We start from the raw sequence: 17,774 nt of genomic DNA on the forward strand, positions 1-17,774 counted from the left end.
GTGGGCCGAGATGATCGGCCCACCCCGTCGGGTCAGCGGCTCAGGCGGGACTGGACGTCGCTCTGTGCGGTGGCGAGGAGCGCGGGGATGTCGGCGCCCTTGTCGGTCAGCACCGTCTGGACGACGGTGTCGAGTGCGCCGTACACCTCCTGCGCGTTGTTCACGGGCTCGGGCACGATCGGGATGTCGGCCGATGCCTCGAGGTAGGGCGTGAAGTTCTCGCTCGGGACGTTGATGTAGTCGGCGATCCAGGTGAAGTACTCGGAGTACTGGTCGGCATTGACGACCGGCAGCCCGGGGAGCCCCGTGACGGAGCCGGCCTCGTTCGACGCGCGCGCGTCGTCGACGGCGGTGTCCTCGTCGAGGAAGCGCTGGAGGTAGAAGAACTCCACCCACTTCACCGCGGCGGTCTTCTCGGCGTCGCTCGCGTTCGGGTTCACGATCTGCACCGTGCCGCCGCTCAGCGTGCCCTGCGTGCCGCCGGACTGCGGCATCCCTCCGATGCCGAACTGCTCGGCGGGCAGCTTCAGGTTCTGGACCACGTTGTAGTACGAGTCGCTCGCGCCGAGGATCATGCCGATCTTGCCGGCGGCGAAGTCCTGTCCCTGCGACTGCACGTCGTAGAGCGTGTTCTCGGGGAGCGTGCCGTCATCCCAGCGCATCGTCTGCAGCAGGTCGAGGGCATCCGTCGACGGGGTGTCGTCGAAGGTGGCCTTCGAGCCATCCTCGTTCTCGACGGTGCCGCCGAACGAGTAGGTCATACCGGTGAACTGCCATCCGCCCGTGTTCGCGGTCGTCAGCACGGAGAAGCCGGCGGCGTCGGTCGCATCGCTGATCTTCTTCGCCGCCTCGCGGACCTCGTCCCACGTCTTCGGCGGGTTCTCGGGGTCGAGGCCCGCCTGCGTGAACAGATCGCGGTTGTAGACCAGACCGAACGAGTAGGCGTTCGTGGGGATGGCGAAGACGCGATCGTCGCTGTTCTTGGTGAGGGCGAGGATCGTCGGGTTCAGCGCATCGAGCAGACCCTCGCTCTCGAGCGCATCGGTGATGTCGGCGGCCTGGTTCCGCTTGATGAGGCCCTGCGGCTCGGTGAGCGGCACGCTCATGACGTCGGGCAGGCTGCCGCCCGCAGCGAGCGCCTGGAATGTCGAGGCGTCGTAGCCGGTCTCGACGGGCTGCAGGTCGATGTCCGGGTTCGCCTTCTCGAACGCGGCGACGCGCTCGTCGAAGTAGGCGCGGTCCTCGGGCCGGTCGGCGGTCGGGCGGTCGCCGATCTCGATCGTGACGGTGCCATCGGCGGGCGCAGATGCGTCGCTGCTGCAGCCCGTGAGGGCGGCGACGGACAGGCCTCCGACCGCGATCGCGGCCGCGACGGAACGGAAACGTTTCGTCATTGAAACTCCTAGGTGTGAGTGGCAAGCAGGAAAAACGATTGCTCTCCGATGTCTAGCACCTCTCGACCCGACACGTCAAAACCAATTCGCCTGAGCGTGTCGCAGCGCGACAATTCGAGGGGGAACCTCGGTCGGGCTGTTGACAGATCCATCACCTGCCATCCAGACTTCCCGCTGGACAAACGATTTTCCTAACCGTCTACCATCCGCGAACACTCGACGAGGAGCACCGCGTGCCGAAGCATCCTTCCCCCCATCCCCGTTCCGCCCTGCGGCTCGTCGCCGCCACCGCTGCCATCGCCCTCACGCTTACCGCCGGCGTGGCGCTCGCCGCGCCGGCATCCGCCGACGCACCCGCACTGTCGCTCCGCCCCGAGGCATGGGGCAACCTCTTCGACGACGGCGACTCCGTGTCGTTCCGGTACGACACGACGGCCCCGACCATCAGCTGGCGCGTCGTCGACGGCTGGGGCGAGGTCGTCGACGACGGCACGGAGCAGGCCGACGGCACCCTGACCTCGACGGTGACCGACCGCGGCTGGTATCGCCTCGAAGTGACCGCCGTCGGCGACGGCGAGACTCGCGCGGCGACGACGTTCGCGATCCTCCCCGACGCGGATGCCGCCGCCTCGGCGACCGGCCGGTTCGGTGCCGCCACGCACTACGGACAGTCATGGGATCCGGCCTCGATGCAGGCGCTGAGCGCAGGCGGCTTCGCTCAGCTGCGCGACGAGGTCTACTGGAGCGAGGTCGAGACGCAGCCCGGCGTCTACGACTGGTCGCGGGCTCGTGCCGAGTTCCTCGACCCCGCGCGACAGCAGGGCATCCGCCCACTGCTGCTCGCCGGATACGGCAACCCCCTCTACGACTCGGGCAACGGCCCCGTCAGCGCCGAAGCCGTCGCCGCGTACGCCGACTATGCCGCGGCGATGGCCGCCGAGTTCGGCGACATGTCCACGGGCATCGAGGTCTGGAACGAGTGGGACCTCGGGCTCGGGGGCAACACGAACGTCTCGCCCGAGGACTACGTCGCCCTACTCTCGGCCGCAGCACCCGCAATCAGGGAGGCCGCCCCCGACCTGCCGGTCATCGGCCCCGCGGTGGCCAACCTCAACACCGACTGGCTGGAGCGGACGTTCCAGCTCGGCGCGCTCGATCACCTCGACGGCGTCGTGCTCCATCCCTACAGCTACCCCGTCGGAGCAGACGCCCTCGACGAGACGCTGACGCGCATCGATACCCTGGTGCGGCGCTACAACGGCGGCCAGCCGAAGCCCCTGTGGATCACCGAGCACGGATGGCCCACCGGCACGAACGCGCGCGCCGTGTCTGAGCGTCAGCAGGCGGCCGACATCGCGAAGTCGGCGGTGATCGCGGCAGCCCATGACGCCGCCCGGTACTACGTGTACGACCTCGTCAACGACGGCGTCGACGACGCCGAGACGGAAGAGAACTTCGGCCTGCTGCACCACCCCGACGACGAGCTCGGCGCCTTCACCCCGAAGCCCTCGTTCGCCGCCTACTCCGTGGCGGCCGACGCCCTCGCGACGGCGACGTTCGCCGGGCGTGACGAGCCGCTGCCCGGCCTGCGCCAGGTGCGGTTCGCCACCGCCGACGGACCACTGCACGTCCTGTGGTCCGATGGCCCGCAGACGGTGGCGCTCGAGGTCGGCGGGTCGGCCGAACTGACGACGATGTTCGGCGACGCCGAGACCGTCAGCGGCAGCGCGGATGCCCCGGTGCTGGCGCAGACGGGCACGGAACCGCTGTACGTCCGGGGCGAGGTGACAGCCATCACGCAGACCGGTGCCGGCCTGACGCTCGACGCGGGTGTCGTCGGCGCCCCGATCACGGGTTCGTGGACCGTGCAGGGTCGGGCAGATGCCGCGTCATCGTGGCGTCTCGTGCTGCCGGACGGTTCCGAGGCGACCCAGACGACCGGACCCGGTGCCACCGCGAGCGCGGCGGTCTCCTTCCCGGCTCCCACCACCTCGGGAACCTACGAGACCAGCGCGCGCGTCTACGACGGCGACCGCTACGTCGGTACGCTCCGCGCCGCCGCGTCGGTGAGCGAACCCGTGACGCTGCAGGCTGCGCAGGCCTTCACGGCGGAGGGCGCCTCGGTGCTCCGCATCCGTGTCGCCAACGCCTCCGCGACCACCCGTGCGCTCGACTCGCTGTCGTACACGCTCGGTGACGCCGGTGGGCAGCCGGAGGCTCCGGCGACGATCGGCGCGAATTCGGATGCCGTCGTCGACATCCCGCTCGACGCGCTGGCCGGCCCCGCGACCTTCACCGCGACGGCGGTCGTCGACGGGGCGACGCTGACGGCCTCGGGACGCGTCGCACCGGTCGACGCGGCATCCGTCCTGCCTGCCTCTCATCGCGCGATCACCGTCGACGGCTCGCTCGACGATCTCGACGGCGTCACGCCGATCGCCTTCGCCGCCAACCCCGAGGCCGACGACGACGATCAATCCGCCGCCGCCTGGCTCACCTGGGACGAGGAGTACCTGTATCTCTCGGCCGATGTGGCCGACGACGTGCACGACCAGCCCGCGCAGGGCGCGAACATCTGGCAGGGCGATTCGATCCAGTTCACCGTCGCAGGCGGCGCCCCGGGGGCTGCGACCACCTGGCATGAGTTCGGCATGGCGCTCACGAGCGCCGGCCCGCAGCTTTACCGCTGGCTCTCGGTCGACGCGGGCGCGGGCCCGGTGCCCGGTGCTCCGGTCGCCATCTCCCGCGATGACGACGCCGGGCGGACCGTGTACGAGACGGCGATCCCGTGGGCACTGCTGCGGGGCGTCGACAGGACGACGTCGCTTCTGAGCAGCGCCGCGATCGTCAACGAGGCGGACGGGACCGGTCGCGCCGGCTTCCTCGCCTGGGGCGGGGGCATCGCGGGCGAGAAGGACTCGGGCGAATTCACCGCCGTGCGGCTGCTCGCGCCGGCACCGGTCGTCGAGGCGCCCGTCGACCCCACGCAGCCCGCGACGCCGGGCGACGGCGGTACGACGGCACCCGGCGTCGCCGACGGGGGCAACGGAACCGCCGCGGGGACCACCGAGGCGCGCGCCTTGGCGAGCACGGGCGGATCACCGCTGTTCGGGTGGCTCGGCGCAGCCGTGCTGACGGGAGTCGGCGGCATCGCCCTCCTGACGGCGCGCCGGGCGACGCGGCAGTCGTGAGCATCGCTCGCGCTCCGCGCATCGTCGCCCTGCGCGTGGGGCGGCGGCGGGATCTCTCCGTCGCCGCCTCACCGCGACCTCCCGTGTCGTGGCTCGTCGAGGCGCCCGCCACGTGGAAGGCGGACCGAGCCGAGCTGCGGCTCGACGGTGCGACGACCGTGAGCGTGCGTCCCTACGGTGTCCTCGAGGACTGGCCCTTCGCTCCGCTCCACGCCGGCTCGTCTCACACGCTCGAGGCCCGCGTCGTCGGCGTCGACGGCACGGCGAGCGCCTGGTCGGAACCCCGCGAGGTCCGCGCCGCGTTCCCCGCTACGGCGTGGGCCACGCCCTTCCTGCACCTCGCGAACCCCGGGTCTGTCGCCCAGCCCTTCCTCGCGCGGCGCGAGTTCGCGGTCGCCGAGACGGTCGTCGCCGCCGAGCTGCAGGTGGCGGCGCACGGCGTCTACCGCGCACGGCTGAACGGCGCCGACGTCGACGACGCCGTGCTGCAGCCCGGCTGGACCGCCTACCAGCACCGGCTCCCCCTGCACCTGACCGATGTCACCCCCTCCCTGCGACCGGGCGAGATGAACGCTCTCACGCTCGAGGTCGCGGGCGGCTGGTTCACCGAGACGTACGGTTTCGGCGAGACAGCGGAACGCTTCTACGGCGATCAACCCGGCGTCGGCCCCCTTCTCCGCCTGCGCCACCGCGACGGCCGCATCGAGGAGATCCGCGCCGACGGCCGCTGGCGGCTGTACGGCGACGGCGAGCTCGTCTCGAGCGGCATCTACGCCGGCGACGAGGTCGACCTCCGTCGGCATCCGCACGGCTGGGATGTCGCGGGGTTCGACGACACCGCCTGGGGGGCTCCGGGCCTGACGCAGCCCGACCGGCAGCCCGAGGCCATCGACGTCGAGCCGGTGCGGCGCATCCGGTTCCTGCCCGTCGCGACCATGCCCGAGAGCGCTGATCCCGGGCTCGTCCTGCTCGATTTCGGACAGAACATCGTCGGACGAGTGAGATTCCGGGTCTCCGGGCCGGCCGGCACGCGGATCGTTCTGCGACACGCGGAGGTGCTCGACGGCGGGAGGCTGAGCACGAGACCGCTGCGGGCCGCCGCGGCGACCGACACATTCGTGCTCGACGGCACCGATGACAGCATCTGCGAGCCGCGCTTCACCTTTCACGGATTCCGCTACGTCGAGGTCAGCGGCTACCCCGGCGAGCTCGATCCCGCGGACTTCAGCGCCGTCGTGCTGCACACCGACATGAAGCGCACCGGCTGGTTCTCGTGCTCCGACGAGCGCCTCACGCGTCTGCACGAGAACATCGTGCGGAGCTTCACCGGCAACGCCCTCGCACTGCCCACCGACTGCCCGCAGCGCGACGAGCGGCTCGGGTGGACAGGCGATGCGCAGGTATTCGCCCCGACGGCCGCGTCCCTCTTCGACGCCGACGCATTCTTCTCGTCGTGGCTGACCGATGTCGCCGCAGAGCAGGGCTGCCGAGGCGGCCGGGTGCCGACGGTGGTTCCGCAGACGCTCGGGCGATTGGGCGAGACGATGGCGGCGGGCTGGGGCGACGCCATCACCGTCATCCCGACGGTGATGCACGAGCGTTTCGGCGATACGCGGCTGCTCGAGCAGATGACAGGCCCGATGCGAGCATGGGTCGACGCGGTGGCGCACGCCGCCGGGCCCGAGCGGCTCTGGGAACGCGGGTTCCAGTACGGCGACTGGCTCGATCCGACCTCCGTCCGACCCGACAAGGCCAAGACCGATCCCGGGCTCGTCGCCACGGCCTACTTCGCTCACTCGGCCCGGCTGACCGCGAACGCCCTCGCCCGCTCCGGGGAAGCGCTGGCGGCCGGTCGATATGCCGCGCTCGCGGACGACGTGCGCGATGCGTTCGCAGCCTCGTACGTCACACCGCGCGGCCGCCTCTCCTCCGACGCCCCGACGGCATACGCCCTCGCGCTCGAGTTCGATCTGCTCCCGAGCCGATTGCGTTCCGCCGCCGCCGCGCGTCTCGCCTTCCTCCTCCGCGCGGGCGGATACCGCATGGCCACGGGCTTCCTCGGGACCCCGCTCGTCCTCGACGCCCTGCTGTCGAACGGGCAGTCGTGGGCTGCCGAACGACTGCTGCTGCAGACGATGTGCCCATCCTGGCTCTATCCGCTCTCTCAGGGCGCGACGACCGTCTGGGAGCGATGGGATGCCGTACGACCCGACGGGTCGCTGCACCCCTCGGGCATGACCTCGCTCAACCACTACGCGCTCGGATCCGTCGGAGATGTCCTGCACCGGCGCCTCGGCGGGCTCGCGTGCGAGGAACCCGGCTGGGCCCGGCTGCGGATCCAGCCGTGGTTCGTGTCGACGCTGAAGCACGCGGGCGTCACGCACGACACGCCGCGGGGCCGAGCCTCCGTTGCGTGGGAACGGGATGCCGACAGCCGCGAGCGGGTTCGCGTTCGGGCGGACGTCCCTCACGGGGTGACGGCGCTCGTCGATCTCGGCGACCGCGCACCGTTCGAGGTGGGTGCCGGAACCCACACGTGGGAAGCCGCCGCCGAGGTCCGCGACTCGCCCCGGGTCGGCGTCGACTCCGACCTCGCCCTGATCGCGGACACCCCGGATGCCTGCGGCGCGGTGTCCCGCTCGATCGCGGAGCACTCCGCCGAGATGGCGGAGGAGTTCGACGCGTACATCCGCTGGGTCCCGGGCAGCCGGTTGCGCGATGAGCTCGCCGCCGTCGCCGCACCGGACGCGGTGGTCACGCGCGTCGATCGCGCGCTCGGTGCCCTCCCCCGCTGAGTCTCGGCATCCGCCCCGTTCCCGTTCTCGGTGTCAAGACCCTGGCCCGCGGGCGGGTGGGCTCTACGGTGGAGCCTGGCCGTTCCGACCCGGGGACGCGGCCGCAGGGAGACGACATGGCGACGAACGAACCTCCGCCCACGGAGGCGATGCTCGACGGCCGGTACCGACTGGGCGAATGCGTGGGCCAGGGCGGGATGGCCCGGGTCTATCGCGCCGAAGACGAGTTGCTCGGGCGCACCGTGGCGATCAAACTCCTGCGCCCCGAGATGGAAGGCGCGACGACATCCGCACGCGCGCGCAGCGAGATGACCGTGCTCGCGTCGCTGAACCATCCTGCCCTCGTCACGCTCTACGACGCTCAGCTGGCGCCGGGCCGCGCGGAGTATCTGGTCATGGAGTTCGTCGACGGCCCGACCCTCGCGGCACGCATCGCCGAGGGTCCGCTGCCCGCCGAGCAGGCGGCCGTCCTCGTCTCCGATCTCGCCGAGGCTCTCCACGTCGTTCACGACGCCGGCATCGTGCACCGCGACATCAAGCCCTCCAACGTCCTCCTGGCGCCGGTGCCTCCGCTCGGCAACCGGTCGGGAGCGAAGCTCGCCGATTTCGGGATCTCGGTGCTGGTGGATGCCGCCCGGGTCACGCAGCCGGGAACGGTCATCGGAACAGCCGCGTACCTCTCACCCGAACAGCTCACCGGGGCGCCGCCTGCTCCACCGGCCGACATCTACGCGCTCGGCCTGGTCGCTCTCGAGGTCCTCACCGGCCAGCGCGGCTTCCCTCGCGCCGAGGGGGTCGGCGAGGCGCTCGCACGGCTCACCCTCGCACCCGACATCCCCGACTCGCTCGACCCCGCGTGGGCGTCTCTGCTGGGCCGCATGACGGCCAGGCGCCCCGAAGACCGGCCGAGCGCGGCCGAGGTGTTCGCCGCGGCATCCGATCTGGCACGCCGACCGGCGACACCCACGCTTCCCGCTGTGCCCGCAGCGGTCGCGGCGGCGGCACCCTCGGTGACCACACTCACCACCGCAGCGATCCCCCCGACGGCGACGAGGATTCTTCCTGCGGCGGCCGCGGGGGCCACGCGGGAGGCGACCGGGCGCCGTCAGCGCTCGCGTGCGCGCATCGGACTCGTCGGCGGCCTAACAGCCGCGGCGCTCGCAGCCACCGCGCTCGGCGGGATGTGGCTCGGCGCCGCGACCGGAGAGAACGCACCGGCCACACCCGCCGACACCGAGCAGTCGGCGGCTCCCGAGCCGGCGCCCACCGAGGCGTCCGAGCCCGCGACCATCGTGAACGATCAATCCGACCAGCCCGACCAGACGGAACAGTCCGTTCAGCAGCCTGCCGGGCCCGCCGAGAACACGACCGAGCGGAAGGGGCCGGGGGAAGACCGCAAGGCGGCCGACGACGCGGCGAAGAAGGCGGAGCAGGAGGCGAAGAAGCGAGCCGACGAACAGCGGAAGGCCGAGGAGCGAGACAGCCGACGAGACGAGGACAAGCCCGGGGGCTGACGTCCAGGCGTCAGGGCGTGCAGCCGCGAACCGCGTCCCCCGCGCCGCCGTTCGAACGCACGAGCTGGACCTCGATGCACGTCCGACCCGAGGGGTCGGCGGGCACGGTGACGGTCTCGTCCTCGACACGCTGCGGTGCACTGGTTCCCTCGAGGGTGACGGGATACCAGAGGTACGAATCGCCCTCGACCGGATTCGGATTCGTCCACGTGAACGTCACCTCGGTGCCCGCCGGCGCACCCGCGAGGTCGCCGACGCGCGGGACGAAACCGGCGAGCGGGTCCTGCGGGGCGCTGGAGGGGGATCCGCTCGCCTGGGGTTCGGCGGGCGTGGTCGGCTGGAGCATGCTCGCCACCACCACGACGGCCACGACGAGCGCTGCGGCGACCCCGCCCAGGGTGATCCACAGCCACGGACGCGAGCGGCCGGACGCAGCGGGCGCGGGCGTACCGGCATCGGAGTGCTCGACGTCGTGAACGGCGTCCGAGTGGGACACGGCTGCGGCGGCATCCGCCGCGGCCGCGCCTCGCTGCACCGTCTGATCCGCGATCGGCTCGACCGTGCGGGGGCGGCGGACCGTGGCCTCCTGCCCGGCGCGGGCCGACGGACGCAGCACGGTCTCGTCGGGGGCCGCCGGTGCGAACGGCGTGCCCGGGGCACCCGGCGCGAAGGGCGACGACGCCTCCGGCCCGCCCTTGCGGCGCGTCGATCCCGCGGGCGGCGCGGTCGTCGGTTCGATGCTCACGATGCCGCGGACGCGGGTCAACTCGCCGTCGGCGTCGTCTTCCTGCTCGGCGTCGGGCGAATCGTCGAGGATGTCGATCGGAGTGACCGAATGGGCGAGCTCGATCTGAACGCGCTGCAGGGCGCGGGCGAATGCCACGGCACTGTCGAAGCGTGCTCCGGGGCTCTTCGCCATGGCACGCGCGAGAGCCTGCTGCAGCGACGGCGGGACATCGGCGCGGTCGAGAGGCTGGAGAGGTGCGGTCTCGATGCGCTGGATGAGGTCGGCGGCGCTGTTGCGGCCACCCGGCTGCTCGAAAGGCGAACGGCCCGCGAGCAACGTGTAGATCGTGGCACCGAGGGCGTAGACGTCCGAGCGCACACCCGAATCGGGTCCCTCACCGAACGCCTCGGGCGGCGACCAGGGAATCGACATACCGGCGGTCTCGTCAGCGCCATCAGTCGTCGTGGCGATGCCGAAATCGGTCAGCGCGGGCCGGTTGTACTCGGTCACGAGGATGTTGGCCGGCTTGATGTCGCGATGCAGGATGCCGGCACGGTGAGCGGTCTCGACGGCCGCCGCGACCTGGATGCCGACGCGCAGCGCCTCCGCGACCGAGAACGCCGCGGCGCGATAGCGCACCTGGAGGTTCGGCCGCGGGCAGTTCTCCATCACCAGGTAGGGCCGCTGGTCGTCGGCGAGACCGGCCTGGTAGATCGTCACGATCGCGGGGTGGGTCGAGAGCATCGCCATGACGTTCGCCTCGGCCGTGAACTGCTCGACCGACCCGCCCGCCATCCGCTCGGGCAGCAGCACCTTGACCGCGACCTTGCGTCGAGGCAGATGCTGCTCGTACAGGTAGACGTCGGCGAAGCCGCCGGACCCCAGCAGCTCGAGGTAGGTGAAGCCGGGCAGCTCGGGCGGCGGCGCCGGGGGCCGCTTCGCGCTCACGGCAGATCCTCGAACGCCAGCGTGACACCGTCGCCGATGTCGAGCACGTCGCCCGAGACGACCATCGTCGGCTCGTTCGGGTGCAACCGCACCGGATCGTTGCCGCCGCGCAGCAGCACCGAGCCGTTCGTCGTATCGAGGTCGACGACGAGGACGTGCTCGCCCTCGGCGCGGATCTCGACGTGGTTGCGCGAGATGTCCTGCTCGGGGCTCTCGACCGCGACGAGCCTGGGCAGCGTGTCACCGCTCGATCGCGATGATCGGGGGCGCCGTCCGACGATGACGGTGTTGTCGAGCTCGACGATCTGCCCGTCCGAGACGCGGATCCGTCCGCGTGCGAGGCGCCGAGCGGGCACGATCTCCGTCGACTCGTAGACGGCCGGCTCGCCGCGACGTGCACTGCGGATGTCGGCGACCGCGATCGTCTCGCCGTCGTGATCGCCCGCCGGTGCCGGCGGGGCCGAGACGACGGTGGCGTCGTCGTCGGGGGTGGCGGTCGCGGCTGGGTCGAGCTGCTCGGCGGGAAGGGTCGGCCGCACGACCGTCTCGCCCCAGATCATCGCGTGCTCATCGGCAGCCGCGGTGTCGCCGAGCGGAACGAACGTCTGCGCGCCGGGCGACTCGTCGAACGAGATGTCGTTCTCGCCCAGCACCGGTGCGGCGGCGGGCTCGGGTGCGGCGGCGGGCTCGGGCGTCGCAGCGGGTTCGGGTACGGCGGGCGGCTCGGGTGCGGGCGCGGGGTCGGGCGTGGCAGTCTCCGCCGGCGCGGGCTTCGCGGGCGCGGGAGCCGCTGGCGCGGGAGCCGCAGCGACGAAGGGGCTCGCGGGACGGGCGCCCGGTCGGGCACCCGTCAGGTCGACGGTGACGGAGTCTGCCGCGACGACACCCTCGACGAAGGGCAGCGACGAGGTCTCGTCCGCCGCATCGACGAAGAGCGCCGACGCGCGATGCACGCCCGGGATATGACGCTCGACCCAGGTCGAGACGCCCTGGCCCGAGACCGAGAGCGGACCGGAATCGGTCTCGACGACCAACTCGACCGGTCCACGCACCGCGACGCGCAGCCCGTCGCCTTCGACGATCGCCAGGATGAAGTCGGGGATGGCCGCGAGCGACGTGCCGAACGCGCCCGTGAGCGCCTCGATGACCGCACCGATGCCCCGCTCCTCCAAGCGCCGCCAGACGGCCTCGACCGTCGGGATCGACACGTTCGCCGGCAGCGCGACGGCGGCGGCGGGCGCCAGGGCGACGCGCCAGTGCTCCGCGCCTACCGCCGGCACATAGCGGACCTCGACCATCAGGTGCTCCCCCCTGCGGCCGCTGCGCGCGGCCGGGTGTCTATGTCTGCGTCATCCGATTGCACGGACGGCACGGTGTCGTACACGTCGTCACCGCCGTCCCCGAGCGCATCGACGACGATGACCGTGACGTTGTCACGTCCACCGTGCAGCAGTGCTTCATGCACGAGCCGCTGCGCGGCATCCTGCGGCTCGGTCTCCTCGTCGAGGATACGGGCGATCCGCTCGTCGTCGAGCTCGGTCGACAGTCCGTCCGAACAGACCAGGATGCGGTCGCCGCTCTCGGCGGGCAGCATCCAGAAGTCCGCCTGGCCGACGCTGCCGGCTCCGAGGGCACGGGTGATCTCGTTGCGCCGCGAGTGGCGGGCGGCGGTCTCGGCGTCCATCTGTCCGGAGTCGACGAGCTCTTGCACGACGGAGTGGTCGACGCTGATCTGCTCGAGACGGCCACGGGCCCAGCGGTACGTGCGCGAATCGCCGATGTTCAGGGCCAGCCAATAGCCGGCGTCTCCCACGCGGGTCAGCACGACTCCGGTGAGCGTCGTGCCCGCGGCGCGCTGGCCCGTGGCAAGGGCGTCGATGTTCGAGCGCGCTCGCTCGATCGCGGCCCGCACATCCTGGTTCGTCACCCGGGCGATGCCGACCAGCGGCTGGAACTCGGCGACCGCGGCGGCGCTCGCGCGGGCCCCTGCCTCGTGTCCGCCCATCCCGTCCGCCACGACGAACACAGGCGCGTCCGCGAGGTAGGAGTCTTCGTTCGCCCGGCCGCGCAAGCCGGCGTGCGTCGCCGCCCCATGCCCGACCCGCACCGACATCGGTGTCACCGCACGACCTCGATGACGAGCCACCGATCGCCGAGGTCGAGCCGGTCGCCACTGCGGAGCACGGTCTGCATGCCCGGCACGACGGGAACACCGTCGCTCCCACGCGTCACGACGACGCCGTTCGTCGATGCACGATCGACGACCGCGAGGCCGACGGGATCGAGCGGAACGAGCTCGAAGTGCGTTCGCGACAGCGTCAGCGTCTCGTCGCGCAGCACGATCGCATCGGCACCGCTGGTGCGATGAGGGTCGCGCCCGAAGACGGTACGACCGTAGACGGCCGTGCGGGTGCCGTCATCCCACATCAGCAGCGCACGGGCGCCGCTACGGATGTCGGGAACGCCCGTGAGCGGTTCCGTGTCGAAGATCATCGCGCTCATGCGTCGCCTCCCCGAGTACGTCGGGTGCGGCCGCGCAGGAGCGAGCGCAGACTCAGACGTGCGCGCAGACGACGCCAGACCGACACCCGCCCGCTCATTCCGACGACGATCGCGTCGACCTCACGCCAGAAGGCGTCGACGTCCTCCGGCGTCGGCTCACCCGGACCGAAGACACGGGCATCGGCCGACGTGGCGAGTGAGGTCACGTCGGGCTGCTCCATCGTGGCAGCGACCACCTGAGCGCTCTCGGTACGCGTCGCACCCGAGGCGACGGGGGCGTTGAGGTCGACCGCGCGGTCGATCAACTCGTCCCATCCCCCGCTGATGCGGTCGGCGGGTTTGTCGGCGTTGCGCCGTTTCGTGCGCCGCGCGGTCTTGACCGCACCCATGATCACGAACGGGGCGAAGATGATCGCGAGGACGCCGATGCCGATGCCGACCGGCGCGAGGATGGCGCCGATCCAATCGAAACCGGGGTCGTCTTCCTCCTCCTGATCGCGGTCGTTCGCGATCGCGGGCGGCAGCTCGGCCGGCTCTTGAGCGGGCGGCGGCGGCTGCAGCACCTGCGGCTTGGGATTGGCCCGCGGGGTCGTGGTCTGCTCGTTCGGCTCGTTGTCCTCGTCGGGTGTCGGATCGAACGGAATCCACCCGTACCCCTCGAACGCCACTTCGACCCACGCGTGGACGTTGTCGCCCGTCGCGGTGAACTCCCCCGCGGTGTCGCCCTCGTCGGGGTGCCATCCCATGACGACGCGCGCCGGGATGCCCAGCTGCGCCGACAGCAGCGCCATCGCGACGGCGTACTGCTCGTCGTCGCCGATGATCTCGTCGCCGCCGAAGAAGCTCGTGATGCGGGCCGCGCCGTGACCGGACGGCGAGTACGGGTCGTCCTCGAGACCGTGGCTGAAGTAGCCGTCCGTCGACAGCCAGTTCGCCAACGCCTGGACCTGCTTGATGGGGGTCTCGGCGTCGCCGACGGCATCCGTGGCGATCTGCGACAGACCGTCGGGGATCCCCTCCTGCTTCGGCATCTTCACCGGCGCGAAGGGGACGTCGGCGAGCGCCTGGTCGCTGGGCAGCACGGGGAACACCGTATCGACCGTGTACGTCGTCCCGGGGGCGAGTCCCGCGGTGACGGCAGCGGTCCCCGTGGCGTCGTTGTAGTGGGCGGTGCGGCGCAGTTCGTCGGCGCGTTCGCCCTCGAACTCGATCGACCGGACGGCCCCGGCGTCGGGAAGCCACACGCCCCGCAGCTCGTCGATCTCGAACTGCAGCTGACCGGGAACGCCTTCGGCGTCGGGCGACATGTTGGACCGGAGGGGCGTGAACGAGCTCGACGAGCCGGCTCCCTCGTCCGACACGTTGAAGACGATGCCGTTGTACGCGTCCATCGTCGCCAGGCGGATGCGTCCACCGTCCGGAAGGCCCTGCACGGTGAACAGCGGCGTCTCCGCGTCATCCCGCACGAGGCCCCGGAATCCCTGCAGTGGGCTGGGGTACTGCTTCACGTCGAAAGGCGGGATCACGATGTCGCGCAGCACGTACCGCGTCGACGGGGGGCTCGCCACCGCGGCGGTCGCGACACCGGCGCCCACGGCCACGGCCACGACCGCCGTCCCCGAGATCAGCCGACGCAGGCGCGTGTGCCGGAGGGTCGCGGCATCCGAGGTCGCCGACGGCTCGATGCGCACGGCGGCGTTGTCGGGGTCCCAGGCCTGTCGCAGCGCGAGCCACACCGACGCGACGACGGCGAAGACGACGCCCTGCAGGACGGGGATCGCGGGCTCGGTCATCCCGAGCAGGATCTGCGTGACCAGGAACGCCGTCACGGGGATCAGGGCCCATGCGGCCTGACGCAGGCGCAGGGCGAGCGAGGCCGTGAGCACGGAGGCGACGAGGGTCAGCAGGAACGGCACGATCAGGTGGCCGTCGTAGGGCGCGACCGGGGCGACCGTCGTGAGCAGGCGCTTCCACGACTGCACCGAGCCGAAAGCGAGCTGGGTCCAGGTCTCGAGCGTCGGGATGACGCCGAAAAGCGCGGTCTGGGGAAGCGCGAGCGCGCCGCCGAAGATGAAGTACGCGGCCACGGTCAGGCCGGCTGCGGGCAGCACACCCCAGCGGCGGCGGGCGCACAGCCAAGCGATGCCGACGCCGATGACGAGCGCGCCGAACCCCGCGATGAGGTAGGCGCCGCCATCGAACGTCGGTCCGAAGCCGACGATCGCGACGGCGAGCAGCAGCACGATGGCGACAAGGTCGAGCACGAGCCGGCGGCGCCGCGGCGACATCATGAGAGCACCTTCCGCATCGCGGGAGCGAGCTGGTCGAGCGCGCTGATGGAGATGACGTCGGCATCGCCGACACGGCGCAGCAGCGGCACCTCGGCCGAGCGGTCGGCGACCACGGCGAGCACACGCACCCCCAGGGGCAGTCGCGAACAGGCGAGCTTGAGCTCGGCCGAGTCGGCACCCGAACCGCAGAACAGCACGACGATCGCGATGCCGTGCGAGTTGATCGCGATCGTTCCCGCGAGGGCCACGACCCCTCCGTCGCGCTGGCGCGAGTGCTCGAGAACAGACAGGTTGTCGAGCAGGCGACGCGGCCCCTGCGTGCGCAACGGGCCGCGCTGCGTGCGCGCCTCGAGCATCCGCGAGTCGCGCAGAGCGCGCAGACCGATCGAACCGGCGGCCGAGATCGCGAGCTCGAACTCGTCGGGGTCGGCGTAGTCGCCGGCGTACGTCGAGAGCCCGAGCACGAAGTGCGATCGGCGGGTCTCCTCGTACTGACGCATCATGAGGTTGCCGACGCGGGCCGTGGACTTCCAGTGCACGTGACGCAGGTCGTCTCCGGGCTGGTACTCCCGCAACGCGTGGAACGACACGTCGTCGCTGGCCAGCTGCGTCGAGGGCAGCCCCTCGAGGTCGCGCAGACGCCCGAGCGAGAGCCCCTCGAGGGGGACGGTCCGCGGGTGGACGTAGAGGTCGACGGCCTGACGGCGGTCGCTGCTGCGCTCGAAGAGTCCGAGCGGATCGCCGCGCAGCACGCTGACCGGTCCAACCGCCAGCACCCCGCGCGCGGTGGTGGGAATGGCGAACAGCTCCTCGTGGGCGGCCTGCGGCGCGAGTCGCGGCACATCGAACTCGCCGCGACCGGAACCGACCGGCAGCACGACCCGCGACGGCAGGATCGGCCGCGACGTCCCGTTCACGAGGGTCAGCCCGCCGATCGCACGCTCGCCGACGACGACGTGGGTGCGCGTGAGGTCGAGGTCGACGTCGTAGGCCGTGCCGCCGAAGAGGAAGGGCACGCTCAAGACGACGATGGCGGTGAGGATGACGGCTGCGATGACCATCTCCTGCCATCCGAAGCTGAGCGCGACGAACCAGAGCAGCAGGGTCGCGAACAGCAGCACCCAGCCGAGCGGACGGATCGTCCGGGTGACCAGTCGGATGCCGCGGCGTGCCACCGCCCACCACGACTCGAGCCGCTCCCGCCAGACGACGAGCCGCGACGGCGCCTCGGCATTGACCGGTGCGGCGTCGGCCGACAGTGTCGTCGCCCCGACCTGGACGGTCGCGTCGGCGTCGCGCGTCGTGTCGCCGACGGTGCGTGCGTCGGCGGTGCTCCCCGCCGCAGCGGCCGCGTCACCGCCGGCAGCACCGCGGCCCCGGCGCGGACGACGCGTCGGGGTCGGGGCGGCAGGGGGTGTGGCCATCAAGCGTCCGCCCGCGCGAGCGGCGCCTCGACGTCGGCGAGGGCGTTGTTCATGACCGTCTCGGGGGTCGTGCCGGTGAACTCGGCCTCGGGGTCGAGCACGAGGCGGTGAGCCCACACCGGAAGGGCGAGCAGCTTGATGTCGTCGGGCACCACGTAGTGGCGTCCCTGCGCCGCGGCGTAGACCTTCGCGATGCGGATCATCGCGATCGCCCCGCGCACCGAGACGCCCAGACGCGTCGCCGATGCTTCACGCGTGGCCTCGACGATCTGCGCGGCGTATCGGGCGACGACCGGATCGATGTGGACGGTCGCGGCCAGGTCGGCCATCTCACCGACGGCACGCGTGGTGATCACGGGCTTGAGGCTCGCAGAGGGGTTGCGGTCGACGGCGCCGACGAGGATGCGCTCCGAGACGGCGAGGGTCGGATAGCCGATCGAGGTCTTGATCATGAAGCGGTCGAGCTGGGCCTCGGGCAGCTTGTACGTACCGGCCTGCTCGATCGGGTTCTGGGTCGCGATGACGAGGAACGGGCGGCCCACCTCGTGCGCGACGCCGTCGACCGTGACACGCGACTCCTCCATGACCTCCAGCAGCGCCGACTGCGTCTTGGGCGACGCGCGGTTGATCTCGTCGGCGAGAACGATCGAGGCGAACACAGGCCCCCGGTGGAACTCGAAGCGCTTGTTCGCCTGGTCGTAGATCGTGACGCCGGTGACGTCGGAGGGCAGCAGGTCGGGCGTGAACTGGATGCGGGTCGACGTGCCCTGCACGCTCGCCGCGATCGCCTTCGCGAGGCTCGTCTTGCCCGTGCCCGGCGCATCCTCCAGCAGCACGTGCCCCTCGGCGATCATCGCCGACAGGACGAGGGCCACGACCTCGCGCTTGCCGAGCAGGGCGGCGTCGACGTTGTCGATCAGGCGCGTGAAGGTGTCGCGGAACCACGCTGCCTGCTCGGGTGTCATGCTCATTCGTTCGTTCTCGTTCC

General features: G+C 71.5%; 11 protein-coding genes. 3 read left to right on the forward strand and 8 right to left on the reverse strand.

The features are described 5' to 3' along the window. Positions 1 to 32 precede the first annotated feature (32 nt). A complete protein-coding gene (locus tag ACU6RU_RS03965; RefSeq protein WP_446725940.1) occupies positions 33 to 1,394 on the reverse strand; it encodes an extracellular solute-binding protein in 1,362 nt (453 codons plus the stop codon). A 233-nt stretch (positions 1,395 to 1,627) separates the two neighbouring features. On the opposite strand from ACU6RU_RS03965, the gene ACU6RU_RS03970 reads away from it, so the two are divergent. From ACU6RU_RS03970 to ACU6RU_RS03980, 3 genes are all read left to right on the forward strand, one after another. Continuing rightward, positions 1,628 to 4,585 carry a sugar-binding protein gene (locus tag ACU6RU_RS03970; protein ID WP_446725941.1) on the forward strand — a complete coding sequence of 986 codons (2,958 nt, stop codon included), beginning with the start codon at positions 1,628 to 1,630 and terminating at the stop codon, positions 4,583 to 4,585. After that, positions 4,582 to 7,380 carry a family 78 glycoside hydrolase catalytic domain gene (locus ACU6RU_RS03975; protein ID WP_446725942.1) on the forward strand — a complete coding sequence of 933 codons (2,799 nt, stop codon included), beginning with the start codon at positions 4,582 to 4,584 and terminating at the stop codon, positions 7,378 to 7,380. Before ACU6RU_RS03970 ends, ACU6RU_RS03975 begins: the two co-directional genes overlap by 4 nt. A 116-nt stretch (positions 7,381 to 7,496) precedes the next feature. Then, entirely contained in the window at positions 7,497 to 8,894 is a 1,398-nt protein-coding gene (locus ACU6RU_RS03980) for a serine/threonine-protein kinase (RefSeq protein ID WP_446725943.1), read from the forward strand. 10 nt (positions 8,895 to 8,904) lie between these two features. Here ACU6RU_RS03980 and ACU6RU_RS03985 read toward each other — a convergent pair whose 3' ends face one another. The 7 genes from ACU6RU_RS03985 to ACU6RU_RS04015 are packed head-to-tail and all read right to left on the reverse strand — an operon-like array spanning position 8,905 to position 17,757. Further along, positions 8,905 to 10,569: a protein kinase domain-containing protein gene (locus ACU6RU_RS03985; protein ID WP_446725944.1), complete on the reverse strand. Its 1,665-nt coding sequence runs from the start codon at positions 10,567 to 10,569 to the stop codon at positions 8,905 to 8,907. Then, positions 10,566 to 11,867: an FHA domain-containing protein gene (locus tag ACU6RU_RS03990; protein WP_446725945.1), complete on the reverse strand. Its 1,302-nt coding sequence runs from the start codon at positions 11,865 to 11,867 to the stop codon at positions 10,566 to 10,568. The genes ACU6RU_RS03985 and ACU6RU_RS03990 overlap by 4 nt, the downstream gene beginning before the upstream one ends. After that, the gene (locus ACU6RU_RS03995; protein ID WP_120263729.1) at positions 11,867 to 12,682 is read right to left on the reverse strand and encodes a PP2C family protein-serine/threonine phosphatase; all 816 of its coding nucleotides are present in this window, start codon (positions 12,680 to 12,682) and stop codon (positions 11,867 to 11,869) included. Before ACU6RU_RS03995 ends, ACU6RU_RS03990 begins: the two co-directional genes overlap by 1 nt. A 5-nt stretch (positions 12,683 to 12,687) precedes the next feature. After that, a complete protein-coding gene (locus ACU6RU_RS04000) occupies positions 12,688 to 13,071 on the reverse strand; it encodes an FHA domain-containing protein (protein WP_120263730.1) in 384 nt (127 codons plus the stop codon). Beyond that, positions 13,068 to 15,362: a transglutaminaseTgpA domain-containing protein gene (locus ACU6RU_RS04005; RefSeq protein ID WP_446725946.1), complete on the reverse strand. Its 2,295-nt coding sequence runs from the start codon at positions 15,360 to 15,362 to the stop codon at positions 13,068 to 13,070. Before ACU6RU_RS04005 ends, ACU6RU_RS04000 begins: the two co-directional genes overlap by 4 nt. Continuing rightward, entirely contained in the window at positions 15,359 to 16,786 is a 1,428-nt protein-coding gene (locus ACU6RU_RS04010; protein ID WP_120263732.1) for a DUF58 domain-containing protein, read from the reverse strand. Before ACU6RU_RS04010 ends, ACU6RU_RS04005 begins: the two co-directional genes overlap by 4 nt. Further along, positions 16,786 to 17,757, reverse strand: coding sequence for an AAA family ATPase (locus tag ACU6RU_RS04015; protein WP_120263733.1), 972 nt, complete (start codon positions 17,755 to 17,757; stop codon positions 16,786 to 16,788). Before ACU6RU_RS04015 ends, ACU6RU_RS04010 begins: the two co-directional genes overlap by 1 nt. Positions 17,758 to 17,774 lie beyond the last annotated feature (17 nt).

The sequence above is a fragment of the Microbacterium sp. F1-18 genome (assembly GCF_052921305.1).